Origin of the sequence: Citrobacter sp. RHBSTW-00986 (assembly GCF_013783065.1) — a bacterium.
Lineage (GTDB): Bacteria > Pseudomonadota > Gammaproteobacteria > Enterobacterales > Enterobacteriaceae > Citrobacter > Citrobacter braakii.
The window spans coordinates 92,125-118,069 of record NZ_CP056202.1 but is presented as its reverse complement, the minus strand read 5'-3'; the positions used below and the strand labels follow the sequence as shown (position 1 = coordinate 118,069).

Annotated in this window: 14 protein-coding genes and 4 pseudogenes; 10 read left to right on the top strand and 8 right to left on the bottom strand. The window is 53.9% G+C overall.

What is annotated here, in order from left to right:
- Positions 1-68: 68 nt before the first annotated feature.
- Positions 69-3,046: pseudogene (locus tag HV345_RS25945) on the bottom strand (Tn3 family transposase).
- Positions 3,047-3,213: 167 nt separating this feature from the next.
- On the opposite strand from HV345_RS25945, the gene HV345_RS25940 reads away from it, so the two are divergent.
- The 10 genes and pseudogenes from HV345_RS25940 to HV345_RS25895 all read left to right on the top strand — a co-directional run.
- Positions 3,214-3,873, top strand: coding sequence for a recombinase family protein (locus tag HV345_RS25940; RefSeq protein ID WP_001567320.1), 660 nt, complete (start codon positions 3,214-3,216; stop codon positions 3,871-3,873).
- Positions 3,874-4,596: 723 nt separating this feature from the next.
- The gene (locus HV345_RS26765) at positions 4,597-5,247 is read left to right on the top strand and encodes a CPBP family intramembrane glutamic endopeptidase (RefSeq protein WP_001567322.1); all 651 of its coding nucleotides are present in this window, start codon (positions 4,597-4,599) and stop codon (positions 5,245-5,247) included.
- Positions 5,248-5,249: 2 nt separating this feature from the next.
- Entirely contained in the window at positions 5,250-6,503 is a 1,254-nt protein-coding gene (locus tag HV345_RS25930) for an HlyD family secretion protein (protein WP_001567323.1), read from the top strand.
- A complete protein-coding gene (locus HV345_RS25925) occupies positions 6,503-8,680 on the top strand; it encodes a peptidase domain-containing ABC transporter (RefSeq protein WP_001567324.1) in 2,178 nt (725 codons plus the stop codon). The genes HV345_RS25930 and HV345_RS25925 overlap by 1 nt, the downstream gene beginning before the upstream one ends.
- A 90-nt stretch (positions 8,681-8,770) precedes the next feature.
- Positions 8,771-9,793 (top strand): IS110 family transposase, encoded by a 1,023-nt coding sequence (locus HV345_RS25920; protein ID WP_000156887.1) that lies wholly within the window; start codon positions 8,771-8,773, stop codon positions 9,791-9,793.
- Positions 9,794-10,129: 336 nt separating this feature from the next.
- Entirely contained in the window at positions 10,130-11,134 is a 1,005-nt protein-coding gene (locus tag HV345_RS25915; protein ID WP_000427623.1) for an IS110-like element IS4321 family transposase, read from the top strand.
- A 273-nt stretch (positions 11,135-11,407) separates the two neighbouring features.
- Positions 11,408-11,623 (top strand): annotated as a pseudogene (locus tag HV345_RS25910) (alpha/beta hydrolase); the annotation flags it as partial.
- A 26-nt stretch (positions 11,624-11,649) separates the two neighbouring features.
- A pseudogene (locus HV345_RS25905) lies at positions 11,650-11,963 on the top strand (Tn3 family transposase); the annotation flags it as partial.
- A gap of 99 nt (positions 11,964-12,062) precedes the next feature.
- The gene (locus tag HV345_RS25900) at positions 12,063-13,067 is read left to right on the top strand and encodes an IS110-like element IS4321 family transposase (protein ID WP_000427623.1); all 1,005 of its coding nucleotides are present in this window, start codon (positions 12,063-12,065) and stop codon (positions 13,065-13,067) included.
- 277 nt (positions 13,068-13,344) lie between these two features.
- Positions 13,345-13,674: pseudogene (locus HV345_RS25895) on the top strand (Tn3 family transposase); the annotation flags it as partial.
- Between the two features lie 878 nt (positions 13,675-14,552).
- Here the strand turns inward: HV345_RS25895 and repA are convergent.
- The 7 genes from repA to traD form a co-directional block, all read right to left on the bottom strand.
- Positions 14,553-15,461 carry a plasmid replication initiator RepA gene (gene repA, locus HV345_RS25890; protein ID WP_137366871.1) on the bottom strand — a complete coding sequence of 303 codons (909 nt, stop codon included), beginning with the start codon at positions 15,459-15,461 and terminating at the stop codon, positions 14,553-14,555.
- Positions 15,462-15,829: 368 nt separating this feature from the next.
- The gene (locus HV345_RS25885) at positions 15,830-16,057 is read right to left on the bottom strand and encodes a hypothetical protein (protein WP_159137294.1); all 228 of its coding nucleotides are present in this window, start codon (positions 16,055-16,057) and stop codon (positions 15,830-15,832) included.
- Positions 16,058-16,087: 30 nt separating this feature from the next.
- Complete coding sequence (locus HV345_RS25880) at positions 16,088-16,636, bottom strand: DUF2726 domain-containing protein (RefSeq protein ID WP_170975984.1); 549 nt, start codon at positions 16,634-16,636, stop codon at positions 16,088-16,090.
- Positions 16,637-16,668: 32 nt separating this feature from the next.
- Positions 16,669-16,992, bottom strand: coding sequence for a hypothetical protein (locus tag HV345_RS25875; protein ID WP_137366872.1), 324 nt, complete (start codon positions 16,990-16,992; stop codon positions 16,669-16,671).
- An 88-nt stretch (positions 16,993-17,080) separates the two neighbouring features.
- Positions 17,081-17,872, bottom strand: coding sequence for a DsbA family protein (locus tag HV345_RS25870; protein ID WP_137366873.1), 792 nt, complete (start codon positions 17,870-17,872; stop codon positions 17,081-17,083).
- A 36-nt stretch (positions 17,873-17,908) separates the two neighbouring features.
- Positions 17,909-23,395 (bottom strand): conjugative transfer relaxase/helicase TraI, encoded by a 5,487-nt coding sequence (gene traI, locus HV345_RS25865; protein WP_181636730.1) that lies wholly within the window; start codon positions 23,393-23,395, stop codon positions 17,909-17,911.
- Positions 23,392-25,923 carry a type IV conjugative transfer system coupling protein TraD gene (gene traD / locus HV345_RS25860; RefSeq protein ID WP_137366888.1) on the bottom strand — a complete coding sequence of 844 codons (2,532 nt, stop codon included), beginning with the start codon at positions 25,921-25,923 and terminating at the stop codon, positions 23,392-23,394. The genes traI and traD overlap by 4 nt, the downstream gene beginning before the upstream one ends.
- Between the last annotated feature and the right edge of the window lie 22 nt (positions 25,924-25,945).

Below are 25,945 nucleotides of genomic sequence, written 5' to 3'. Positions count from 1 at the left end.
ACGATGTGTACCCCATGATTGCACAAGAGTTAATCAGGCGCATAATCAGGGGAAGTCCCTTCCATTCGTTAAGGCTGTTTTTTGACCTTCCGACTTTAGCTGGTCTCAACCGACGAAACTTACCGGAAGCCGGTATCCGGTTGCTTTTCCAGATATAATCACCTGTCAGATTGATGTGCTCCCAGCCTAACGGCGACAAATGCGACAGCAGTTGTTCGTTGATCTTTAGTCCTTTACGCTTCAGGGCATCGATCGCCCTTTCCATATACACAGTATTCCACAGCGAGATCGCAGCCGTCAGAAGCGTCAGTCCACTGGCGCGATAGCTCTGATTTTCAGGCTTTCTGTCCCTGATTTCTCCCAGCCGGTGCATAAATACCGCCCGCGCCAGTGCGTTACGTGCCTCACCTTTATTCAGCCTCGCCTGTACTCGCCGACGCAATGCAGGATCGCGGAACCAGTCAAGCATAAATAGCGTTCGCTCAATGCGCCCAATTTCTCTCAGTGCTTTGGCAAGTCCGTTTTGCTTGGGGTAGCTCGCTAGTTTTTTCAGCATCAGAGATGCTGTCACGGTTCCCTGCTTTATCGAGGTCGCCAGACGCAGTACTTCACGCCAGTGAATTTCGATCTCTTTCAGATTCAGGCTGGTCGTTGATATCAGTGACTGAAGCGCCGGGTACTGGTCCGCTTTCCCTTTGATAAACAGCTTTTTGTCGTGGAGATCCCTGATTCGCGGACAGAACGCAAACCCCAGCAGATGCATCAGGGCAAAGACATGATCGGTGAAACCTGCGGTATCGGTGTAATGCTCTCTGATTTCCAGGTCGCTTTCGTGGTATAGCAGGCCATCGAGAACATGGGTTGAATCCCTGACCCGACTGATTATGCAGGTGTAAAACGGGCTGTATTGATCCGAAATATGGGTGTAAAACTGACGTCCAGGCTCCTGCCCGTATTTCGGGTTAACCTGCCCTGCGTAGCGGCCAGAGCTGCCTGTTCTGAAATTTTGTCCGTCTGATGATGACGTTGTCCCGTCTCCCCAGAATGCCGCCAGTGGTCTTTTCCCCTGCGCGTTTACCAGCTCTGCGAGGGCGGCTGAATAGGTTTCGTCGCGGATGTACCATGCCTGGATATCTTCCAGTGATGATTTGGTGCTTCCGGGACAGGCTTCCGCCATTTTGGTCAGACCAAGATTGATGCCATCCGCAAGGATGGTGGTGAGGAGCAGGCGGGTATCGGGACGGGTAATGTCGTTTTTTATATGCGAAAAATGTCGGGTAAACGTCGTCCAGCTGTTTACCTCATCGAGAATTTCCGTGATTTTAGGGCGCGGTAGCATGCTGTAAACCAGCTCTGCCAGCGGTGAAACCTGCACCGGGACGCAGTTATCCAGCGGAGAGACTTTTACTCCCCTGTCAGATATTTCCACATCGGGCAGTTCACCAAGGGCTGCCATGGCATTGACCTCTTCAAGTCTGGACTGAAGCAGAGTCATACGGCTGGTAATGTACTCATGATTATCAGCTGATACGGGCAGGGGCAGCGCCGGTGTGAGTTTGTCAAAGTCCTTTTCGGGAATGAGGTAATCATCAAAGTTTTTGTAGCGGCGTGAGCCTTTAACCCAGATGTCTCCGGAGCGCAATGCCCCCTTAAGCTCGCTGAGCGCACAAAATTCATAGTACTGCCGGTCAATACCCGCAGGTGTAATCACCACCTTGCGCCAGCTTTCAGGGACAAACTCAAGCGGCGCTGTCGCCGGAACTTTACGTGACTGCTTCCGGTACATATCCTGGATCACAACCAGCGCATCAGCCAGAGGTTGCGCTGCCGGGGTGGCGACTAACTGTAAAGCAGACAACATGCGCGGGGCATATTTCCGTAATGTGCTGTATTTCTCAGTAATAATATGCAGCGGATCAAAATTATTTTTTCTGGCGAGATGGCGCGTTTCTTCCAGACTGGCGACAAATTCAGGCCATGGCAGTATGTTTTCTATTGCGAGCCATGGATCGCCACCGGAATCACGAGCTTCAAACAGTGCCTGGCCGATATCTATGTACTGCCTCAGTTTTGACTGGATCAGCTTTCCGGTCTGCTGAAGGCGCTCAGCCTGTGTTCTTTTGGCTTTGCTGAACAGGCTGTTCAGCATGCGTTCATGCAGCTCAATCACTTCATCTGTCAGTGTGGCTCTGGCTTCTTCCAGCACGCACACCAGGATCGCATGACGCCGGGCTGCTGAAAATCGGGTCAAATCCCGGCTGCTCATCTTTCGGCCTTCCCGCGCCAGTTTCAGCAACCGGTTCTGGTGAATGGTACGATCTATACCTTCAGGTAATGCCAGCAATTCAATGCTACTGAGCCGATCAAGGTGTTGCAGCACGTTCTTACCATTGATTTTACCCGGCGGTTGCAGAAGCCATGTCAGTCTGGAAGACTTATTATCTGAGGACTCAAGTAAACGATCCAGGGCATCCCTGTGAGCCGGAGTTAACGGGGCATTCAGGGTCTGAAATACGATTTCATCGCCGCCAGCCATGGCCTCCGCACAGGTACGCTCCACGACATCAATCGCGGGGATTATCACGTTGTTCTTCCGGAGCCAGACCAGCAGTTCTTCGGCCAGAAGAATACCTTTATCGGTGCGCGTCGCCATCGGCAGCAGGTGTGTAATACAGTCCTGCTGTATTTTGCCGGTGAACGATTTTACGCCAAGGTAGCGGTACAGTTCGGTTAAATGTTCGCGTCGCGTGGTTTCCCTGCCGGAAAGGTAAGCAGGCCAGAGATCCCCGGTAAGTTTTAGCCTGCTGGCGATATGCTTCAGCAGCATATCAGAGGGTGGGATTTTTTTATCCGGTGCAAAGCCGACATTTTTCAGATAGCAAAGAAGGACAGCAAAACCAAAACGGCTGGCGGGTTTACGGTGAGCACTGATAAGCGCCAGATCATGTTCACTGAAATAGGCCATTCGTGTCAGCGTTAACTCATCGTCCGGTAATGCCAGTAATGATTCTCTTTCCGACAGAGAAAGAATCTGCCTCCTTGCCATATAGTTTCCTTCATAAATTATTCTGTGCGGTATTTTTAACAAAAATGCTTATCGCATAAGGGTACACCCTGACGCTATAACTAAAACGTGACGGCACATCATGAATGAAATAACCTATATGCGATAGATTAAATGCAATAACCTAAATGCGATAACACGGTGAAAAAATGTTCATCAGAGCTTATTTAAGGGCATCGACGGAAGATCAGTTCGCCGATCGGGCAAAAGAGATGCTGGAGCAGTTCGTTCAGGAACGAGGCTATAAAATAGCCAGTTACTACCGGGAGAACATCAGCGGAACAAAACTTGACCGCCCGGAACTGGGACGCTTACTGATGGACAGTCACCACAGTGATATTTTGCTGGTCGAGCAGATAGACCGCCTGACCCGTCTGAGTAACAGCGACTGGATGACGCTGAAAAAGCAGATAGAACAACATGAGCTGCGGATTGTCAGCCTGGATGTCCCCACGTCATGGCAGGCGCTGTCAGATAAAGACCCTTCACAGACTGACCCAATCACCTGCGCAGTGATAACAGCTATCAATAATATGCTTATCGACCTGATGGCTGCGATGTCGCATAAGGACTGGCTGAGCCGCCGCCAGCGGCAAAAACAGGGAATTGAACGGGCCCATATACTGGGGAAATATCGAGGCAAACAGGCTGATCAGGAACGACATCAGAAAGTTCTGTACTACCGGGAGGTCAAGAAACTGAGCATCCGTGAAACGGCAGAAGCAACAGGCTACAGCACTTCACAGGTTTGCCGAATCCAGGCATATCATCGAGATAAGTTAGATTTTAAATCAATAAGTAATAAATAATGCAAGTTCCATTCAATAACACATGATAATAAATTTACATTTATTTACATAAATTCACTTTGTGCATACATTTTGGTCATGTAATAGTGAAACAGCACTTTATGTTAAAATTTATAAGAGGGATTTTTATGTCAAATATCAGAGAATTGAGTTTTGATGAAATTGCATTAGTCAGTGGTGGCAACGCAAACAGTAATTATGAAGGAGGCGGAAGTCGTAGTCGTAACACCGGAGCCCGTAACTCACTGGGACGAAATGCACCGACACACATTTACAGTGACCCGAGCACAGTTAAATGTGCTAATGCTGTCTTTAGTGGAATGGTTGGTGGTGCCATTAAAGGTGGTCCTGTAGGAATGACCAGAGGAACTATTGGTGGGGCAGTTATCGGCCAGTGTCTCTCCGGTGGAGGAAATGGTAACGGAGGCGGAAACAGAGCTGGTTCCAGTAATTGTTCAGGAAGTAACGTCGGTGGTACCTGTAGTCGATAAGTAAGTATCAACGGAGGATACTGCAGTGTTTATTAAATTATTGTCTTTTATATTAAGTTTATTACTGGGTTTTGCGCTATTAAGTGGTTCCTCCATTATTGATTTGTCATGGTTTTCGTTGCCTGAGGAATTTTCAAAAATAGTAATTACATTGATCACCTTGTTTTCCACTGCTAAATTTACAGATATAGTTTTAGCAAAAATAATAACCTTCATAAAGTGATGTTTTGTAATGGATGAACGTTCGAGCCAGTTTAGATATAGTAAATACAGCGCTATTATTTTTCTTGCAGTGGTTATTATATCAACTATTGTAACATTATCGCCAACCTTTACACTGCGTTATGTTGGACTGGATATTGCATTTTTCATTGTGTTCATTACAGAGATTCTAATTTCAACTCTTGTTTACTTATTTTACCTAAAGGAATTTCCTGAGTGTAGAATAAAAATAAGAACAGACTCAGCTACAGTTAAATTTTCAGCCCTGTCATTCCTTATAATTATTCTGATACAGTTAGCTGTTTACTGCTACAGAGACTATTTATATCATTACGAACCATCACAGATAAACTGGATAACAGTTTTAGTGATGACACTGGTCGTACCCTACTATGAGGAGATCGTATACAGAGCCTGTGCCTTTGGATTTCTGCGTTCAATTTTCAAGGAAAACATTATCATTCCCTGTGTGATAACATCTTTGTTTTTCTCTCTGATGCACTTTCAGTATTATAATGTTCTGGATCAATCAGTCCTTTTTGTTGTATCTATGCTGTTATTAGGGGTCAGAATTAAAAGCAGATCCCTTTTTTATCCTATGTTAATACATTCAGGCATGAATACCTTTGTTATATTATTAAATATTCAAAATATTTTATAACCATGAGTATATTCAGGGAGGAAGCATTAGAACATAACAGTGATACAGAGTACGGAGATATTGTCTTACCCGCGTCATTTGGCATGTCAGTATGCGCCGTTGCTACATTACTTATATTTCTGAGCGTCTCATTATTCGTTTATTATGGTAGTTATACCCGCAAGGCTCATCTTACAGGTATAGTGATGCCTTCATCAGGACTGGTGAAAATCACACCGCAATATGCCGGATACGTCACCCGACAGACTGTTTCAGAAGGTCAGCACGTAGCTGCCGGTGAGCCTGTTTACCATATCAGCGGCGAGCATTACAACGGGCAGGGCACAGGTACACTGGCAGCCATGAGCATGTCCCTGAAGACTCAGTATGCCATGCTGTCTTCCCAGCAGACTCTGGAATTGCGTGACAACAGTCAGCAGCAGCAGGCCATACTACAGCGAATTGCCTCCCTGAAACCACAGATTAAAAGTGCAGAGCTGCGCCTGTCGCTTGCCGGGCATCAGGCCACGCTGGCCGTGTCCGTCATGGAGCGCTATAAAAAACTGGCTGGAACGCATTACGTATCAGATATCGAATACCAGCAGAAGCAAATTGACGTTTCTACGTCACTGCAAAACGTTGAGGATCAGCGTCAGGGGCTTCTGCAACTACACACTGCAATGGAGGCTGCTGAAGAAGATCTTAACCATCTCATCGTTCAGGGGGAAAGCCGTAAAGCTGAGCTGGACAGGCAGTTGCAGGGGATCAGGCAACAGCAGGACGAACTGGCCGGACAGGAGAACTTTACGCTGACGTCACCGGTATCCGGAACCGTTGCTGCCGTGCTGATCAGACAGGGACAGTCTGTCAGGGCATCTGAACCGGTCATGACTCTGGTTCCCGACAATGCTCGTCTGCAGATAGAACTCTATGCCACCAGTCAGAATGCCGGTTTTATTCAGCCGGGGCAGCGTGTTGCACTTCGGTTCGCCGCATTCCCCTATCAGAAGTTTGGCGTTCAGTACGGGACTATCCGAGAGATAAGCCGTACAACGCTGACCCCTTCGGATTTACTCTCCGTATCCCCTGTGACCTGGAAAGAGAATGAAGGGCACTACCGCGTCATCGTCGAACCTGAGAATACCTTCATTCTGGCTTATGGAAAACAGGAACCCCTGCGCCCCGGCATGACCCTTGAGGGGGATGTCAGCCTGGATACCCGCCATTTGTGGGAGTGGCTGACCGAGCCACTCTGGAGCCTGAAAGGAAAACTGTAATGGATACCCTTAAATGGACCGGGAGAAAACAGCTCCCCCTCATCAGGCAGACAGAGTCTGCGGAATGTGGTCTGGCATGTCTGGTCATGATGGCCTGCTGGCATGGTCTGCAGACAGATTTACCCACCCTGCGCGAACGTTTCAGTATCAGCACACAGGGGATGACCCTGCAGAGGCTGATAGAGTGTGCAGCCGGTATCCGGTTGTCCTCCCGGGCCGTCCGGCTGGAGCCGGAAGACCTGAAATCCCTTTCTCTCCCGTGCATTCTCCACTGGAACATGAACCATTTCGTCGTGCTTTATAAAGTTCGCGGGAGCAGGCTGGTTATCCACGACCCGGACAAAGGGAAGATAACGCTCTCCCTGCAGGATGCAGGAAAACATTTCACCGGTGTCGCGCTGGAGTTGACGCCGGCCAGTGATTTTACCGCCCGGGATGAAAGAAAAAAAATTCGCCTGCGCCAACTGACAGGCAGGACACCCGGGCTGCTGGCCGCGATGTCGCGCATCATCATTTTTGCCCTGGCGCTGGAAATCCTGACGCTGAGTAGTCCACTTCTCAACCAGCTGGTAATTGATGAAGTGCTGGTTGCCGCCGATCGAAGTCTCCTGACCGTTATAATCATTGCCCTGCTGCTGCTGTCAATGACCCAGATGCTGCTGTCGCTGGCACGCCAGTGGGCCAGTATAACTCTGTCCGTCAATTTTAACATGCAGTGGACAGCCCGGGTTTTCCATCATCTGGTGCGTCTCCCGCTGGGCTGGTTTGATGCGCGCAGTAAGGGAAGTATCAATGCCCGTTTTGAGGCCGTGGATACCATCCAGGAGGCGCTGACCACGCAGGTACTGGAAGGTATTCTGGACGTGTTGCTCGTGATAACTGCGCTCTGTATGATGCTGCTGTACAGTCCGGAAATGACGCTGATAGCCGTACTGGCAGCCATTATCTACGGTGTGCTGAGGGCGTTGTGGTATCCGTCCCTTCGACAGTCGGCAGAAGATGCCTGGGACGCAGGTGCCAGGGAGTCCGGGCATTTTCTTGAAACCCTCAACGGTATTCTGAGCCTGAGAATTAACGGCGTGACAGCGCACCGTGAGGCCGCCTGGCTGAACCTCAACATTGTTCGCAGGAATACGCAGCTGCGACAGAGCCGTCAGCTGATGTGCTATGACATTGCACACACCCTGACCGGCAGCGTGGTATCAGCGATTATTTTGTGGAAAGGTGCCGGGGAAGTACTGAACGGTACCTTCACCGTCGGCATGCTGGTTGCTTATTTGTCCTACCAGATGCGTTTTTCATCCAGTATCAGCAGCCTGACCGATAAGTATTTTTCCTGGCGTATGCTTGATATCTACAACGAACGCCTGGCTGACATTGTGCTGACCCCGACAGAAGACTATCAGCAACAACCCGCTCAGGAAGACAATGATACTTCTGTCTTCCCGTCCGTATTCCGGGGGGATGTGGCCGACGGTGCCCGTGTTCCTTTATCCCTTGAGCATATAACCTTCAGCCACAAGGGAGGGAATAAACCGATACTCCGCGGGGTGTCGCTGACACTCCATCCTGGCGAGGTGATGGCCATTACCGGTCAATCCGGATGCGGGAAATCGACACTGGTGAAGCTTATCCTGGGGATCCACATCCCGGATGAGGGAACAATCAGGGCATTTGGCATACCGCATACCCACCCGGATTATTTTCAGGTACGTCAGCGAATCGGTACCGTACTGCAGGATGACCATCTTTTCAGGGGCTCCATTGCAGATAACATCATTTTTTTCAGTGGAGACCGCAATCATGAACGAATGATCCAGTGCGCCAGACTGGCACTTATCGACAGCGATATCATGTCTATGCCGATGGGGTATCAGACGCTGATTGGTGAAACCGGTGGAGGGCTTTCCGGAGGGCAAAAACAACGCATTCTGCTGGCCAGGGCTTTGTACAAGAAACCGGGATTTTTATTACTGGATGAAGCGACCAGCCATCTTGATGTTGAAAGTGAAATTCAGATAAGCCAGACACTACGTCAGCTGGGGCTTCCTGTCCTGCTGATAGCCCATCGCCCGGAAACCATAGCCTCTGCAGACCGGGTTCTGTATCTGGCAGACGGCTGCTTTATGGAGCTGAGGCACAAGCGCACCATTGATGATGGGCTGAACAAAAATTAACCTTAACGAATGGAAGGGACTTCCCCTGATTATGCGCCTGATTAACTCTTGTGCAATCATGGGGTACACATCGTCCCGGAGGAATTCGTTATGACTATCACGACTGTCGGTATCGATCTTGCTAAAAATGTGTTTGCTGTTCACGGTGTTGATCAAAATGGTAGAACTGTTCTGGTTAAGCCTAAAGTATCGCGTGCTGCACTTCCTGAGTTAATTGCAAGTTTGCCTCCCTGTGTTATCGGGATGGAAGCATGCTCCGGGGCTCACTACTGGGCAAGATTGTTTCGGCAGTATGGTCATGAGCCACGTCTGATGGCTGCTAAGTTTGTATCGCCTTATCGTATGGCCGGAAAATCAGGAAAAAATGATGCAGCTGATGCTCAGGCTATCTGTGAAGCTGTTCGTCGTCCGCATATGCGGTTCGTACCAGTGAAAGACGAAAGCCAGCAGGCCATGCAGTGTTTACATCGTACCCGTCAGGGTTTTATCGAAGAGAAAACAGCAACGTATAATCGTCTGCGAGGATTGATATCTGAATTCGGTGTCATCGCGCCACAAAGTGCTGATGCCCTGCGCCACATGGTTTCTGTGCAGAAGAGCTCTTTACCGCTTCAGGTTCAGCAATGTGTTGATGATTTGATGGAACACGTTGATCGCATTGAAGCTAACATCACTGAATATGACCGAATTTTGTCCCACATAGCCAAAACAGATCATCGCAGTCAGCGGCTGATGGAGCTAAAGGGCGTTGGTCCCACAACGGCCTGTGCACTGGTCGCCAGTATCGGTAATGCACATGATTTTAAAAATGGACGTCAACTGGCAGCCTGGCTGGGGCTGACGCCATCACAATACAGCAGCGGGGGAAAGTCGAAACTCGGCAGGATCACAAAAGCCGGTGATTCGTATCTGCGAACGCTTCTGGTTCAGGGGGCTCGTTCAGTGCTTATTGGCGCCGGGAAAAGGACTGACTCATTCAGCCGTTGGGTTTGTATGTTGGTTGAGCGCAGAGGGTACTGGCGGGCTGTTGTGGCCATCGCCGCCAAAAATGCGCGGCTGTGTTGGGCATCACTACATTACGGTGATGATTTCCGGCTGTACTCAGTCAACTAAAGCTCGAAGCTGTATAACCATCTGACCTGCAATTCGTTGATGATAAAGGGTTAGACCCCGTGAGGCCTATCTGGCTATTGTACAGGATATACGTATCCGCTTAACGAACAAGAACCTCACGCGCGTCTTTCATCAGGGCCCGAATCGATGACGATTCATCATGGCCGTTTATAGTACCGCAGTCTCTCCCCTTTATTTTTACTGAAGAGCAGACAGAAACCATAAATACCGGCTTTGACATGCCGGGGAAGTCCTTATAGTACAATATTTAATGAGATGGTCACTCCCTCCTTCCCGGTACTATGCTGAGGACAGGCTTTCATTCGGAGAACTATCATGGAAAACATTGCGCTCATTGGTATCGATCTGGGTAAAAACTCTTTCCATATTCATTGCCAGGATCGTCGCGGGAAGGCTGTTTACCGTAAAAAATTTACCCGGCCAAAGTTGATCGAATTTTTGGCGACATGCCCCGCTACAACCATCGCAATGGAAGCCTGTGGCGGTTCTCACTTTATGGCACGCAAGTTGGAAGAGTTGGGGCATTCCCCAAAGCTGATATCACCACAATTTGTCCGCCCGTTCGTTAAAAGCAATAAAAACGACTTTGTCGACGCCGAAGCTATTTGTGAAGCTGCATCGCGTCCGTCTATGCGTTTTGTGCAGCCCAGAACGGAATCTCAGCAGGCAATGCGGGCTCTGCATCGTGTCCGTGAATCCCTGGTTCAGGATAAGGTAAAAACAACCAATCAAATGCATGCTTTTCTGCTGGAATTTGGCATTAGCGTTCCCCGAGGAGCTGCCGTTATTAGCCGACTGAGTACCATTCTTGAGGATAATAGTTTGCCTCTTTACCTCAGCCAGTTATTGCTGAAATTACAACAGCATTATCACTATCTTGTTGAGCAGATTAAAGATTTGGAATCCCAGTTGAAACGAAAGTTGGACGAAGATGAGGTTGGACAGCGCTTGCTGAGCATTCCCTGCGTCGGAACACTGACAGCGAGTACTATTTCAACTGAGATTGGCGACGGGAAGCAGTACGCCAGCAGCCGTGACTTTGCGGCGGCAACAGGGCTTGTACCTCGGCAGTACAGCACGGGAGGTAGGACGACATTGCTGGGAATTAGTAAGCGAGGTAATAAAAAGATCCGAACTTTGTTGGTTCAATGTGCCAGGGTATTCATACAAAAACTGGAACACCAGTCTGGCAAATTGGCCGATTGGGTCAGGGATTTACTGTGCCGGAAAAGCAACTTTGTCGTCACTTGTGCTCTGGCAAACAAGCTGGCCAGAATAGCCTGGGCCCTAACGGCACGACAGCAAACTTATGTAGCATAACGGCAGAAATACACCGGTTTAAAGAATTACTGATCTGGTTTTGCGAATACTGATATTGATGATACTAACGGCCCACCGGCCTGTTGAGGAACCTGTAAAACGGAAAGGCTCATTGAAGCCGTATATTTTCTGGAGGTTCATCAGGCGCGGAACTCATCAAGGCGCGGGAATAAAATCCCATTCAGACGCCGGATAGATTCAAGCAAGCCAACTTGTCGTCAAAATCAGTGTTGCAAAAACGGGAGTGACCATAGATTCCGTTTCCCAAACGGAGCCTATAAGGTGTTCGCCATGAACAAACCTCTGCTGATTTTTCATGCGACTGAAGATGATACCGTGTTAATTGAGCAGGCCGAGAAAATATTCAAAGCAGCTAAGCATCCCAAGAGTTTCATTTCCCTGGGTAAGGCTGATCACCTTCTGACACATGCTCAGGATGCTGAATACGTTGCCGATATCATTATATCGTGGAGCGAATGTTACCTATAAACAGAGTAAATGCGTTCAAACTCGTAGCGCTGAGGGCGATTTTCTACAGAGATCGGACGCTGTTTATGCTGGACTGATTTTGCGATAAAGGCTTAGGCCGATGCATACAGGCGGGGCTGAATAAGGGTGAGGCCCTTGGGCGAGCATCCTTCATGCACCGGCTGAATGAAATCAGGGATCTGGGGGTGGGAGGATCAGCGTTACCACGCCACCGGCGCTGACACTACATACGGCGGCGATAACACTCTGGAATACGGTTTATATAGAAAGAACCATTGAGCCGCTTAAGCAAAAAGGAGTCCCTGTTAATGAACTGCTGGTCTCTCATCCTTCTCCACTGCTGTACAAAATATAGTCTTAGCGTGGGATAATTAATGAGATGGTCACTCCCTCCTTCCCGGTACTATGCTGAGGACAGGCTTTCATTCGGAGAACTATCATGGAAAACATTGCGCTCATTGGTATCGATCTGGGTAAAAACTCTTTCCATATTCATTGCCAGGATCGTCGCGGGAAGGCTGTTTACCGTAAAAAATTTACCCGGCCAAAGTTGATCGAATTTTTGGCGACATGCCCCGCTACAACCATCGCAATGGAAGCCTGTGGCGGTTCTCACTTTATGGCACGCAAGTTGGAAGAGTTGGGGCATTCCCCAAAGCTGATATCACCACAATTTGTCCGCCCGTTCGTTAAAAGCAATAAAAACGACTTTGTCGACGCCGAAGCTATTTGTGAAGCTGCATCGCGTCCGTCTATGCGTTTTGTGCAGCCCAGAACGGAATCTCAGCAGGCAATGCGGGCTCTGCATCGTGTCCGTGAATCCCTGGTTCAGGATAAGGTAAAAACAACCAATCAAATGCATGCTTTTCTGCTGGAATTTGGCATTAGCGTTCCCCGAGGAGCTGCCGTTATTAGCCGACTGAGTACCATTCTTGAGGATAATAGTTTGCCTCTTTACCTCAGCCAGTTATTGCTGAAATTACAACAGCATTATCACTATCTTGTTGAGCAGATTAAAGATTTGGAATCCCAGTTGAAACGAAAGTTGGACGAAGATGAGGTTGGACAGCGCTTGCTGAGCATTCCCTGCGTCGGAACACTGACAGCGAGTACTATTTCAACTGAGATTGGCGACGGGAAGCAGTACGCCAGCAGCCGTGACTTTGCGGCGGCAACAGGGCTTGTACCTCGGCAGTACAGCACGGGAGGTAGGACGACATTGCTGGGAATTAGTAAGCGAGGTAATAAAAAGATCCGAACTTTGTTGGTTCAATGTGCCAGGGTATTCATACAAAAACTGGAACACCAGTCTGGCAAATTGGCCGATTGGGTCAGGGATTTACTGTGCCGGAAAAGCAACTTTGTCGTCACTTGTGCTCTGGCAAACAAGCTGGCCAGAATAGCCTGGGCCCTAACGGCACGACAGCAAACTTATGTAGCATAACGGCAGAAATACACCGGTTTAAAGAATTACTGATCTGGTTTTGCGAATACTGATATTGATGATACTAACGGCCCACCGGCCTGTTGAGGAACCTGTAAAACGGAAAGGCTCATTGAAGCCGTATATTTTCTGGAGGTTCATCAGGCGCGGAACTCATCAAGGCGCGGGAATAAAATCCCATTCAGACGCCGGATAGATTCAAGCAAGCCAACTTGTCGTCAAAATCAGTGTTGCAAAAACGGGAGTGACCATAGATTCCGTTTTCCAAGCGGACCCCAATAAGGGCGAGGCGCGCAACGCGCTGGCCAGGGCGGTCTTCTTCTACCGATTGGGTGAAATCCGCGACCGCAGTTTTGAGCAGCAGCGCTACCGGGCCAGCGGCCTCAATCTGGTGACGGCGGCCATCGTGTTGTGGAACACGGTCTATCTGGAGCGTGCCACCAGTGCTTTGCGTGCCCACGGCAAGGCGCTGGACGACACGTTGCTGCAATATCTGTCACCGCTGGGGTGGGAGCATATCAACCTGACCGGCGATTACCTATGGCGCAGCAGTGCCAAGGTCGGTGCGGGGAAGTTCAGGCCATTGCGACCGCTGCCACCGGCTTAGCGTGCTTTATTTTCCGTTTTCTGAGACGACCCCTGAATAGTCCATCCTGTTTTCTCCACTGCGAATCTGTTCAAAATTACGGCGCATGCTCATTATGCCGCGTAGCGGCATGGAGACGCCAGCAGGAGTCACACTGAGCGCAGTCGGTGGGAGGCGTCGTGACCGGCGCAGCCGTTACGGATTGATAGTTTCTGCCTTGCCCACCCCATTCCCTGCAAAGCCAAATCCACTAAAAGCTACTCCGGTTGATGATTTGCGCCGTCGGAGTGGTCACGACAAGGCATGGCCGAAGTCGGGGCGTATCTCCGCGTTAGCGGGCCGTTAGGGCCGCTTACGGGCGTGTACGGAAAACTGTCAGCAGCACCACCCACAGCGACACTGAATTCTAGTTACAACATCCCTTACAAAACGGGGGTGTTCCGGCCCTTTGGGCCGGGGCGGCGTCGGTTTGGCAGGGGTAAGGGGTGTGCACTGGGGTGGCTTTTTGCGCCACCGGGGCCCGGCGCTTGGCGACGGGAGGTACTTTTGTCTTTTTTCTGAGCGCGCGGCCGGGGGCCGCTGCATGCGAAGGCATTACCGGTTTTCCCCGTTATCCACGGAAGTTATGCAGTGAACAGGAGGTCTCTTTTATGAATATAAGTAAAGGGTGAAACCCTGAATATTTTGCAGGTATGTGGATGTCAGTTGCAGGTAACTGCTTTTCCCTGTTTGCGGGTATTTGTGGATAAACGGGACGGTATGACATCCCCGCCGGGATATCGTGCAGGCTGTCGCAGAAAAAGGGAGGCATTCACGGGGCAGGTGTTCATAAAACAGGCAGGGATAATGTCGGGACGTGAGAAGGCCTCCGCCGTCAGGCGGATAAACCAGAAAAGGGGTCAGTGCGGCGGGGAAGCGCCCGGAATGGCCAGGTCGACCAGTTCCAGCTGGTACAGCTGTGACCAGACCATTTTCTCAAACTGGCGGGGCGTCAGGTGCTGCGTCCGGCCCTTCAGACTGCGCCAGAGCTGCTCTGACACCTGGCGCTTGCGTTCATCAAAAGGCAGGTCAGACAGTTTCTGACGCATTTTACCTTCGATGGCCCGGGTCCGGCGGCTGAGAAGGGTCTGATGCCGGCAGCGTTCGTACCAGCGGCGACGGGCGGCTTTCAGGGACAGGGTTTCGCCGGGCTTCAGCTGGCCATCGTCGATGGCCTGAAGACGCATCTCCTGCTCCGCGCGCAGCCTGTCCATGTTCACCCCGGTCAGCTGCCAGCCTGCGTCAGTGATAATGACGTGTTTCGGAAAACGGCAGCCGTTCACGCAGTCCCATTCCGCCGGCGGGCATTTGACCACCCCAAAGCGCTCCAGTTCGTGGATCAGGCGCGAAACGCGTGACGTTGTCACAGCCTGCTCCGCAATGATGTGGTCATCCGCATCCCGCGGGCTGAGCGCGGCCGCCAGGGCGGAGACATTGATGGTCACCACACTGGTGGCCAGATCGACTTTGTTGATGAACAGGATGAACAGCGCATCCAGCAGCTGCCGGCGCTCCGGACGGAATGCCCGCCGGCGGCCGGCAGTATTACGCAGGAACACAAAGACGGGATCGGCAGAAACCCGGCGGCGCACCACCCACTGACCGGTGGTTTTATCCCGGCTCATCAGGTTACGCAGGGCACGACCGTGCTCCCGGCTTAAGGGTTTGTAGTGCGACGGCCGGATATAGACCGGGGCCGGGCATTTACAGGCCGTGGAATGAAGGCCACGGGCACGCCTGTCGGCGCGGGGGATCAGTATTTCATTCACGCCGGCCTGTTCTTATGGCGGCCGGGTGTTGTTTTCTATGGTGCATGCGTTATAATCCTTCACAGGCCACGCGCCTGCTTTTGGACCCCCTGATATCTGATGATTCCGCCAAGTTTCGTACAGATTTCGGGGGGTTTGTGCATTCAGGCTCCGGGAACTCCCCGTCACCTGCTCCTGAGCGTCTTTCCGGACACGCTCCCGTCCATGTTCCTGCTTCCGGAAGTCCGCATTTCTTCCGAAAAACGTTCTGCCACCTGCCAGCCTCACCACAAAGCCGCCCACATAAACTGGGGTCAGGTCACAAAACTAAACTGAATCAACAGACTGCCCCACCACAAGACACCTGAAGACGCTGACATTCTACCTTCTCACACCTGAATTTGCCATACGAAATGATCCCGGATCATGGTGGGATACCGCAGGATCGACAGCAAAGAAAAGGGACAGACGGGAAAGAGAAAACATCGCAGCGCCCGCCGCAGGGTCAGACCTCTGGTCTGACTGAGGAAGCGCCAGGGCGCAAAGGCCGGCCCGGGCAGGAACGCACCGGGGCCACCTGACAGCAATTTCTGGCGGGAAAAGGCTGTCAGTCCCATTACCGGTACGTGACCGGGGCGGTCACTGACTCAGCTGCGCGGGCAGCCGCCGGTACTCTGTAAGGCAAGAAATTCAGCGGTCATTGTCTGCAGCGCCTGACTGTCACGGTTTCTCAGCAGCGGAATACCGGCCTGGCGCATGACCTCATTCAGCAGGATATCGCGCCGGCGACGGCTTTTTTTCAGGTGCGAGGCATCATCCAGCTCCAGCGCGGCCACAATCCGGAATGACAGCCGGTCCACGATGACCACATCACAGTGCCACCTGGACACCAGGCTGAACAGTTTCCACCACGCCCGGCTGCGCGCCCTGACGCGGGGGGCTATCTGCACAATATCGGCCACCCGCACCTGCGGACACAGATACCAGCGATTCATGTCCACGGTGCGGAACAGTCCCTGCATAAAATTCACTTCCCGGTCCGTCATCAGGTGTGCCTGACGCGCCAGGAATACGCCGCCGGCGATGAGATGCTCTGTTTCTCCCGGCCGGATGCCCGCCTCCCTCAGTGTTCTGATGAACGGAGACTGAGGGCTGTTCGCTTTTATCACGCGGAAAAATAGCGCCAGCATGACCATCAGCGGGAGGATAAACCACAGAATGGTTGTATTCACGGGTGCTCTCCTTCGCCGGCGGATGTGGTGTTCCCGGGCACGGTCCGCAGCTCCGGGTGGTCAGCAGGGACGCTCAGGGAGAACCCGGCGGAGAACAGCCAGCCGTCCAGCGTGACCCGGTTTTCAGGTTCGTCAGGCGCACACAGCGTAATGCTTTGCGCTGTAACGTCTGTGATTTCAAAGTTTTCCTCCGAAAGAATGCGGATAAGGTCATCACGTGAACGGATAATGCCCTGCCCCACCAGGTTTCTTAGCGCTCTTTTTAAAATTGCGCAGGCTTCTTCGTTTTCTTTCTGACTGTCTCGGTTGTCTTCTGACATGCTCTTTCCTTATCTGACCGGACCGTTGTGCCCCCGGGCGACACGGTCCCTGGCCTGTGTCATGCGGCCGGCTGGCCGCGCCTGATGATTACGGTTTCGGATTACCCGCGGCGGTATTAATTGCCCTCTGCAGGGTATCTGCGCGGGTAAGTCCGGGGATGACGGTCACCCTGCCGGCACGGGCCCCGGCAGAAGGAAGTACCACCAGGGCAGGCGTCCCGCTGAAGCCCAGTTGCTGCGCCAGCGTCTGAATTCCGTCCAGCGTGCCCTGTACATCAGCCGCCTGCCCGGCGTCGAAATTCACGGCGGTTGCCGCCGCACGGATATCGTCATCCGTCAGCCGGCCCTCGTTATGGCCGGTGGCATACAGTGTGTTGTGATAGTGAAGCCAGGCCTCAGCCCCTTTCTGCAACCATATCTGCAGCCCGGTTTTCGCTGCACGCCCGGATTCCGGCCAGCGCGTCTCAAATATCGGGAGTGCCTTGAACACAAAACGCACGTCCGGGTTGGCCGCCATGACTTTCTGGAGCACCGGAGCCAGTCGGGCACAGTAGATACACTGGTAATCGAAGAATTCGACGACCGTCACCTGCGCATCAGCGGGACCATACGACGGGGTGCCTTTATCATCCAGCAGTGCCCCCTGATGCTCAGCGACAGCCGCCGTCATGGCCTGCATCTGCCTTTCCTGCAGTTTCTGGCTGACGTTAACCAGTACCTCCGGATGGGCGACGAGGTAGTCTGCGGCCACTTCGCCAATTCTGGCCTCCTGCGCCGGTGTGAACACCGGCTGAGGGGTTGCTGCGCGTGCTGTCGGACCAGAAATAATGAATGTTGTAACTATTAGTGAGGCTAAAACTGTTCTGCTTGTGCTTTTCATTTGCATATGCCTGATTTCATTGTGGTAGAGGCTGGATTAACGTTCTTTCTGGATGGTACGGCTGAGGGTCTGTTCTTCGTGTTCCGGCATCCGGCCACGTTCCTGCGTGTCTGTCTGCCGTGCTATATCCCGCTCATTACGGGCAAGTTCAGTCACCTGACGGGAGACACCGGAAACCTCAGCAACGCGTCCCGCATCGTGCTCCTTATCGGTACGTCGTATTCTTGCGAAATCACTGTCAGAGTTTCCCTCTCCGCCCGCAATCCTTCTGAGTGTATTCTGGTCCGGTTCAGGCTCACCCTGTTGCCCCTGCATATCGTTAAAAGAGGCTCTGACATTCAATTCCTCTTCGGCGGGGAAAACAATCCTGCCAGGTATCTGTTCCGCTGTTTCGCTGCCTGCTTTTGCTGCGCTGATGGCCAGATTTTCTTCTGCGTGACGACGCTCTGCTTCCTGTTCTTTTACCGTACTGATGTCCACCGGGGGGCTCTCTTCATTCCGTAAATTGTCCGTCCCGGGCAGGGCAATTTCGCTGTCTCTCTGGCTGATGATTTGCACTCTGCTTTCTTCGACCTCCCGACGCTCGCCACCACTGATTTTGAGCAACTGAGCCGCCACGGATTCATCCCCGGTCTGCCACACCACACCGTCCTGCGGATGAGTACGGACAGCGTCGAGCGCGGCGGCCAGTTCACCGACCACACGGGTGTGACCCGACCGGCTTCGCTGCAGCAGCGCCCCGCGCCCCCGCTCACTCATCACCATCCGGGTGTCACCCTGCGTCAGTCTCCCCTCCGGGCTGGCAACCAGTGAGACCAATGCCAGACCGGCACCTTTACCGTTGTTGTCGTAAACAGGCAGGGCCAGTGCGGGCTCCGGGAAGCGTCGCGTCGCCGGGATAATTTTCGCCGTCAGCGACGTCTCCTGCATTCCCTGATGCCGCAGCCAGGCCCGCCCGATGGCGGTCTTACTGACGGGCTGCCCCATTGACCAGATGGCTTTCGCCTGTTTACGCTGCGTCTCCGGGGCCAGCGCATCATGGGCCGTTTTGATATCACGTTCCGGGGTTTTCACCGCCCGGACCCAGTCCGCTTTCCCGTCGGTATAAATCTGCACATGCTCCTTCACACGCGATGCGGAAATATAGAAGGCCCGACGAGTGGCCAGCATCTTACGCCCGGCGTCCGTACCCTCCAGTGAAATAACGTAATCCGTGCTCGCCCCCTGTGCGCCGTAACCCGTCACCGCCCAGCCATAGTCGATATGCTGCTGAGCACGGACCGCCTTCGGGTTAATGATAATGCGGCCTTTTTCTGACGTCAGGCGGATATCCCCTGATTCGCTGACAGACTCCACGGTATAACGCTGGTTACCGGTCTGTCCCTGCTCGCGGTCCGTGAGCGTAAATTTCAGCAGGTCACCGGCCCGGACTTCCCTCTCCTCGCGCTGAAACAACTGTACATCGCCGGTGATAAGCTCCTTCGGTGAATACAGCCCGATATTGCCCTCTTCATCACGGACGGTGACCGTGCTGCCGTGCCGGTCTACAGCCAGCACATCCTGATAGCGGTCGCCACGTTTCACCACCATTCCCGCCTGCCAGGCCTGCGTCTGGTTGAATTCATGGCGGGTGTGGGTGATTTTCTCCAGCACCGGCACCCTGACCGCCAGCCCCCCCAGCTCTCCCCGCGCGGTCAGCGTGTCATGAATGCCGGCATTCACCGCCCGGCGGTCAGCGTTCAGCTGCGTGATGATAAGGGTCTGCGCCCGCGCATCCACGGTCCGGCCTGTCCAGTCCGCCACAATATCGCCCACCGGCGTGGCCGTTTCCTGAAATGCACTGGCCGGGACCGGCACGCCAGCCTCACGTGCCACACGGTCAGCGGGCTGCGCTTCTATACGATTCAGGGCCGCATCGATACGGTTATCGATAATGTCATGCACCGCCCCCCGCAGATGAACATCCTTCTGACGCACGATTTGCTTCATGATGGCCACATCCATCGGGCTGCGCTCCTGCATCAGCTTAAACGGTGCCCCGGAATCGACAGACTCAAACTGGTCAATATCCCCCATCGAGACTGCGCGGCCCTCCCCGGCAGCAATGGCCTGAAACAGGGCGGCCGTGTCCTGGTTACCCACCATCGAGGACTCATCGATGAGAAACACCTGGCCCCGGTAGTCAGGTTTTTCACCGCCTGCAGTGGCCTGTTCATACTCCACAATAAAGGATTTAATGGTCTGCGCCCGGACGCCAACGTCGCTCATCTCTTTCACCGCCTGATGTGTCGGGGCAAGTCCCGTCAGCTGCGGTCGGACATCTGACGGCAGCGTATCGAGTGCCGCGACCACCGCCTTCATCTGCGTGGTTTTCCCCACCCCGGCATAACCCTGAATCCCGATAAACTGGTCCGTGGTACCGAGCACCAGGGTGGTGGACTGTTTCTGCCCCTCTGTCAGCCCGTTCAGCACCACATCGGGAACCTGATCCAGTAGCGGAAGCTGGGTGTTTTTACCCTCCTCCACCGTGCGCAGAATGGCTTTTTCCATCTCCCACGTTGAGCGGGCAATCAACAGTGGCTCCCCCCGGACCGACACACGCAGCAGTTCCCCGGCCTTTACCATTGCGGCAATTTCATGCTCTGTCTGCTCAATGTCAGGATGGTATTTCCCTGCAGCCTCCGTGAGCGCCAGTTCGCTGAACGCCACGCTGCGCTGGTCATTCACCGCGCGCCAGACGGCCAGGCTGGCATCGGTCCGCACGCCGTCGTGCAGGCTTCCGACCGCCTCACTCACATCCTCTTTTCCACTGAGGCTGCGCACCAGTTGCACGGGGGAGACGTTAGTCTTCATTCGCTGCAGGCGGGCTTCAGCCCGGTCCTGCACTTCGGCGGTAAACACCTCCGCGCGATGCCCGCTCTGTGCCAGTGAGTTCATGGTCTGCGATGAAATATCCCGGCTGTTGAGCGCTGCCAGGACCACGCCCCGGTCGTTATCACGCCCCCCCGGGGCGCTGACGTAGGCATGCGTGACATACAGGGGCCGGTCTTTCGGGAGAGTCAGTGTGTCGGTACCGCGCGTGACCTGGATACCTTTCTCACTGATGCCAGTGACCCCGAGGCGGTCTTTTGCCTTAAGCCCATGCTCCCGGTCGCCGGCAACGGCTATCAGCCGCTCCCCACTGGCGACGTTCAGCGTCTCACGGTTAAAGAGACGCCAGTCGGCGGTGACATCGCTGATTTTCATCCGGGTCAGGACGCCGTCACCGTCAATCAGGGACAGTATGCGCGTGTCCTCATGGATACGGTCGATAACAAATGAATGGCGTTCTTTCGCGTCGCTGCGGTTCTCGAGCACCATGCCCGGACGGTACGAGCCCGGCATACGCCGGGTCTTACTGTCGAGCCACACCGGGGAACGGGCCTCAATGCTGATGCCGTTGCGCTCCAGCTGCCCGGCATTCTGCAGCGCATCCCGTATCAGGCCGGTGAGGTGGGCCTGTTCACGTTTACCAACCACCACGGCGGTGACGTTTTCATCCCCGCCGCTCAGGTCCGCGAATCGGGTGGCCAGCGCCTCATAGCGGTCACGTTTGTTGGCAATACTCACCACGTCAGCCTCCAGCCCCGGTGCCGGTTCGGTGCGGCGGGAGCGCGTCACGCCGGCAGACTCCAGCACCGACATGGCGTTGCCATTCGCCTGACGACCGGCGCTGTCGAGAAAGACCAGCTGCGCATCCTGCGCCCGGGCTTCGCCCAGCAGAACCAGCGTTTCCTTCAGCCCCAGACGTTCAGCCCCTTCAATAATCAGCGTGCTCTGCGGTTTCAGCTGGAATTCACCGCTCAGCACATGCTGCCGGCTGATGATCCGCTCCCGGAGGTCATCGGATTTGGCCAGCGAAATGGCGCGTTCGGCAGAACTGGCCAGCACCCGGACGTCGCGACCGCTGGCCGTGGAGATACCGGTCAGCTGTGTGGTCAGATCCCGGATACCGGCCACGCCGGACGGGGCATTCATCAGGACCAGCGGGTCCGTCTCCACGACCGCCAGCGCCGGCGGCGCATACTGCTGTGGTCGGGTAAAGCTGACCACCTGCGTGGATTTCAGGTGGTCCTGGCTCAGCGCCTGAATGGAGAGTTCGTCCAGCAGGTGGATGCGGGAAGTGAACACGCCTTTCTCGCTGTCCAGCGGCACAAGCATACCGTCCTTCAGGGACGCGTCGATGGCCTGGCGAATGACATTCATGTCCGGCAACTGTTCACTCAGTTCGGCGGTCGTCAGCATCAACTCCCCGAAGGTGAAGCGGGTCCGGCTGTCGCTCAGCTGCGAGATGGCCATTTTCACGGCGTCCTTCACTTCCGGCGCCAGTTCCGGCACCTGTCTGGACGGCATGGCTTTTGACCGCTGAACGGACGGGACGTCCGGTGCCGCCTGTACCGGGCTACTGTGAGTCTGCTGCGCATCAGGCTGCCGGGACCAGGAGCCTGCAGACGCCTCGCTGCGTTCAGCAGGAACACCGGTTTTCTCTTCCCCTTTGGCAGAATGTTCAGGTGCCCCACTTCCCGGTACCTCCGGCGCTGACGGCTCCGGCTCCCGACGTCCGTCCCGCATCGTATCCTCGCGCGGTACCACGCTTTCCTGATAGGCCTTTAAATCGTAGCCTTTATCCTTCATCTGACCGAGCCACCGTTCCATCAGGCGCAGGCGGGACGGATCAACCTTCGCCCGGCGGGTGTCTTTTGCCGCTACATCGCGGCTGCGCAATGTGGCTTCTGCGCCGATAGCCCCCTGAATCTCCCGGCCGCGCGATGAAAACTCTTCCCGGACCGCTTCCGGCACGCCCTTTATCTCCCACATGCCATGCTTGCCCACTTCCTCCACCTCATGGCCCAGCGCCTCCACGCGCTCACGCAGTGCGCTGCGGTAGATTTTGCCGAGCGTGACCTGCATTTTCATGACGGTTTCGATAAAACCGGCATTGTGGATGTAGTCGGTGGCCAGCGCTTTCCACTTCCCGTCCTGCTCTGTCATATTGGCCACCAGAAGGTGGGTGTGCAGCTGGGGATCAAGGTTTCGCGAGGTGTCGTGGGTGAAGGCCGCGGCCACCATTTTACCGGTGTGCACGATGGAGGTGACGCCGTCTTTCGTATCCCGGGCCGAAATCAGTTTCTCCACATACCCTGCCGCAATACGGACAGCATGGTTATGGGCTTCCAGCATTGCCTTATCCCCTCCGATAAGTGCCAGGATGGAGACACTTTTGGGGGCAGAGAAGGTCAGGTCATGACCGGGACGATGAACATGGTTGCCATTAATCTCTTTACCGAGACGTGACCCGTCCGGCAGACGGCCTTCCAGCACTGCCGTCAGGTCAGCGCCCCGGACCTGTCCGTCCAGACCCAGCGCATCCGCGCCTTCGCCCATCCAGAGGCTCTGCAGGTTGCCGAGAAAATAATAGTTATCGGAATTGCTGTAATAGCCGGCAGCATCCGCTGCCGACGCAATGGGGGCCACTGACATCATAGTTCAGGCTCTCTGTCGTAGTAATGGTGATCGTTCTCGTCGTACCCCGGGTCGTCTGCATCGCGATGACGGAGAATGTTTTCTTCGTCCCGGGCCAGCAGGCGGTTCGTCCGGTGTTCCTCATCCGGCCTGTCCGGTGACACCGGTTTTCCGGCCGTCGTCACGGTCAGTTCCCCGTCTGGCCGGACGGTCACCTGCATATCCAGGTTCATGGACTCACCGCCTGCCCCCCCGTCTTCCTGCGGACCTGCACCTGTAACAGCAGGGCGCTGGCGGGCCCTGTGCAACATACTCAGGCCGGATGTGGTTGGCGGTTCGGGCTCAGGATGGCGATGGCGGAGTGCACGCAGTGCTGCCGGTAATGCAACATGCTGTCCGTCAGGTGCCGGAACAGAGGGTTCCGGTGAAACCGTTGCCACAGTGGTGGATGCAGGTAAAGTGCCCGGGGCTGGTACGGGAATATCTGCATGATTCTTTTCTGCTGAGTAAGAGGGCTTCACTGCACTTTTGCTAACAACTGGCGGGGTGATGACCGGTGACGTCTGGCAATCTGACTCCGGAGCCTGGACAGGTTCAGGCAGTATGGTCTTTTTCACCTCCACGACCACGGGCTGCTGAGCCGTCCCCGCTGTGGCAGTGGCAGTGGCAACTGCTGCGCCAGAGCCTGCGCCTTCCAGCACCTCGTCCCCGGTCGGGAAGGTCAGCCCTGCAGCAGAGGCTGCACGCTCATTTTCCTGAATCACCTTCTCGAGTTCCGGGCTCAGCACATCGCGGATATTCCGCGCCATCAGGCCGGGGTGATGCTTCTTCACCTTCCGGTATTTCAGCTTCAGGCGGACAACCGGGTATTCACCGGGCAGACGAACATAAAAGCTCAGGTTCGGCAGACGCATGACCTGGTCATAATCGACAATCGGATCGTTAACCTCGTCCTTGCCCAGCGACACCCCGTCACGAACCTGGTCCAGACCGTAACTGTTTTGTTCGCGGATTTTTCGTTTACGCTGATGCCCCAGTTCATCCTCAACCACTTTGGCCATCTCCGCACTCGGGGAACGGCCATACATGCGGGTGTTCATCAGGTCAAAGATACTTCTGGCCAGTTCCCGACCATAAACGTGGATCATCTGCGCCGTGTTCTGCATGCCCAGCACAAAACAGCCGCCGAATTTACGGGCTTCGGCAATCGTTTCAGCCAGCTCGGGGATACGCTGCAGACTGGGAATTTCGTCACAGATAAACCACACCCGCCGGTCACTGTTCTCCCCCATACTCTGCAGATACAGGGTGGACAGCGATAACCAGAGGGATATCAGGGGACGGACGCTTTTACGGTGCCGGGCCTGCGTCGAAATAAACAGCCAGCTGTTGTCATAGCGCTCCTGGGTCATCCATTCCCGGATGGTAAACGGAGGCTTCGTCCCGTCATCCAGTCCCTGCAGGTAGCGCAGTGCTTTGGCGTAGTTGGTCACCACGGAGCGGATCGAGATGGCCGTTTTCTCAATTTTCTCTTCGACCAGGTTAGCCGACGGGGTGTTGGCCAGATAATCACGCAGACTTTTCATGCTGAGTGACAGCAACGTTTTGAGGAACTTCTCAATGCTGCGGTCCGGGTCGGCAGACATTCGTATGGCGAGGTCAGCAAAAATAGTGCGCGAACTGGACACCCAGAAGGGGTCAGACTCCCCTTCCACGGGGATCAGACTCGCTGACAGGTTGTCATAATCCACCGCATCCACACATTCCCCCCACATATGCCAGTTAGCACAACGTTCATCGTGGGCATTGAGAATGAAATCAGTGTCGGGGTTATAGTGTGTCTCGGTAAACGTACAGCCTGAGTCATAGATAATGGCGCGGTCACCGCGTTTCCGGATGAAGTCCAGCAGCCAGCGGATCAGTGTCGATTTACCCACACCGATGGTGCCGTGGATCAGGAAGTTCATCACCTCGGCCATTCTGACCATATGCAGTTCGCCCACGCGCAAGTCGGACAGTTCGCCGTTCTTACGCAGCAGCCTGTTCACCTCGGCAGGTTTTTCTGTCAGCTGCATACCCGAAATGTACTGGTCTTCGCTCTCCCTGCGCCCGATGCCGGCAATGTACCAGGCGATGGCCACGAACACGCTCAGGCTGAACGTACCACTGGCCAGCACTGCCCACTGCAGTTCACTGAACACCTGATCGCCCATTGCCTTCATATACGCATCGCCGTAAATCTGTGGCAGCGTCATTTTCAGAACCATGTGCGTCTGTGTGGGGGCATACCAGTAATGGACGTCATAGATTTTCGGTGTGCCCGTTGCCGGCATGAGGTCGATAAAACTGCTGTTAATACTGGCAAACCACCACAATGAGCCGTTATCAAAGGTATCCTGGGGTATACGCCAGAAGAAGATGGCCGAGGCCAGTACCGCAAACAGAATGAAGATCCAGAATCCTATCCAGTTGTTAACCTGAAAGAACATGCGCCACCGGTAGGCAGTCATCTGCCCACCCTGAGTGAGATTTTTACCAGCGAAGCTCATAGATTTTTGTCCGACAGTCATC

Coding starts and splice junctions, on each gene's coding strand:
- HV345_RS25915 (WP_000427623.1), top strand. CDS start 10,130: ATGGAAAACATTGCGCTCATTGGTATCGATCTGGGTAAAAACTCTTTC.
- traI (WP_181636730.1), bottom strand. CDS start 23,395: ATGATGTCAGTGGCCCCCATTGCGTCGGCAGCGGATGCTGCCGGCTAT.
- HV345_RS25885 (WP_159137294.1), bottom strand. CDS start 16,057: ATGGGACTGACAGCCTTTTCCCGCCAGAAATTGCTGTCAGGTGGCCCC.
- HV345_RS25930 (WP_001567323.1), top strand. CDS start 5,250: ATGAGTATATTCAGGGAGGAAGCATTAGAACATAACAGTGATACAGAG.
- traD (WP_137366888.1), bottom strand. CDS start 25,923: ATGAGCTTCGCTGGTAAAAATCTCACTCAGGGTGGGCAGATGACTGCC.
- HV345_RS25940 (WP_001567320.1), top strand. CDS start 3,214: ATGTTCATCAGAGCTTATTTAAGGGCATCGACGGAAGATCAGTTCGCC.
- HV345_RS25900 (WP_000427623.1), top strand. CDS start 12,063: ATGGAAAACATTGCGCTCATTGGTATCGATCTGGGTAAAAACTCTTTC.
- HV345_RS25875 (WP_137366872.1), bottom strand. CDS start 16,992: ATGTCAGAAGACAACCGAGACAGTCAGAAAGAAAACGAAGAAGCCTGC.
- HV345_RS25920 (WP_000156887.1), top strand. CDS start 8,771: ATGACTATCACGACTGTCGGTATCGATCTTGCTAAAAATGTGTTTGCT.
- HV345_RS26765 (WP_001567322.1), top strand. CDS start 4,597: ATGGATGAACGTTCGAGCCAGTTTAGATATAGTAAATACAGCGCTATT.
- HV345_RS25870 (WP_137366873.1), bottom strand. CDS start 17,872: ATGAAAAGCACAAGCAGAACAGTTTTAGCCTCACTAATAGTTACAACA.
- HV345_RS25880 (WP_170975984.1), bottom strand. CDS start 16,636: ATGGTCATGCTGGCGCTATTTTTCCGCGTGATAAAAGCGAACAGCCCT.
- HV345_RS25925 (WP_001567324.1), top strand. CDS start 6,503: ATGGATACCCTTAAATGGACCGGGAGAAAACAGCTCCCCCTCATCAGG.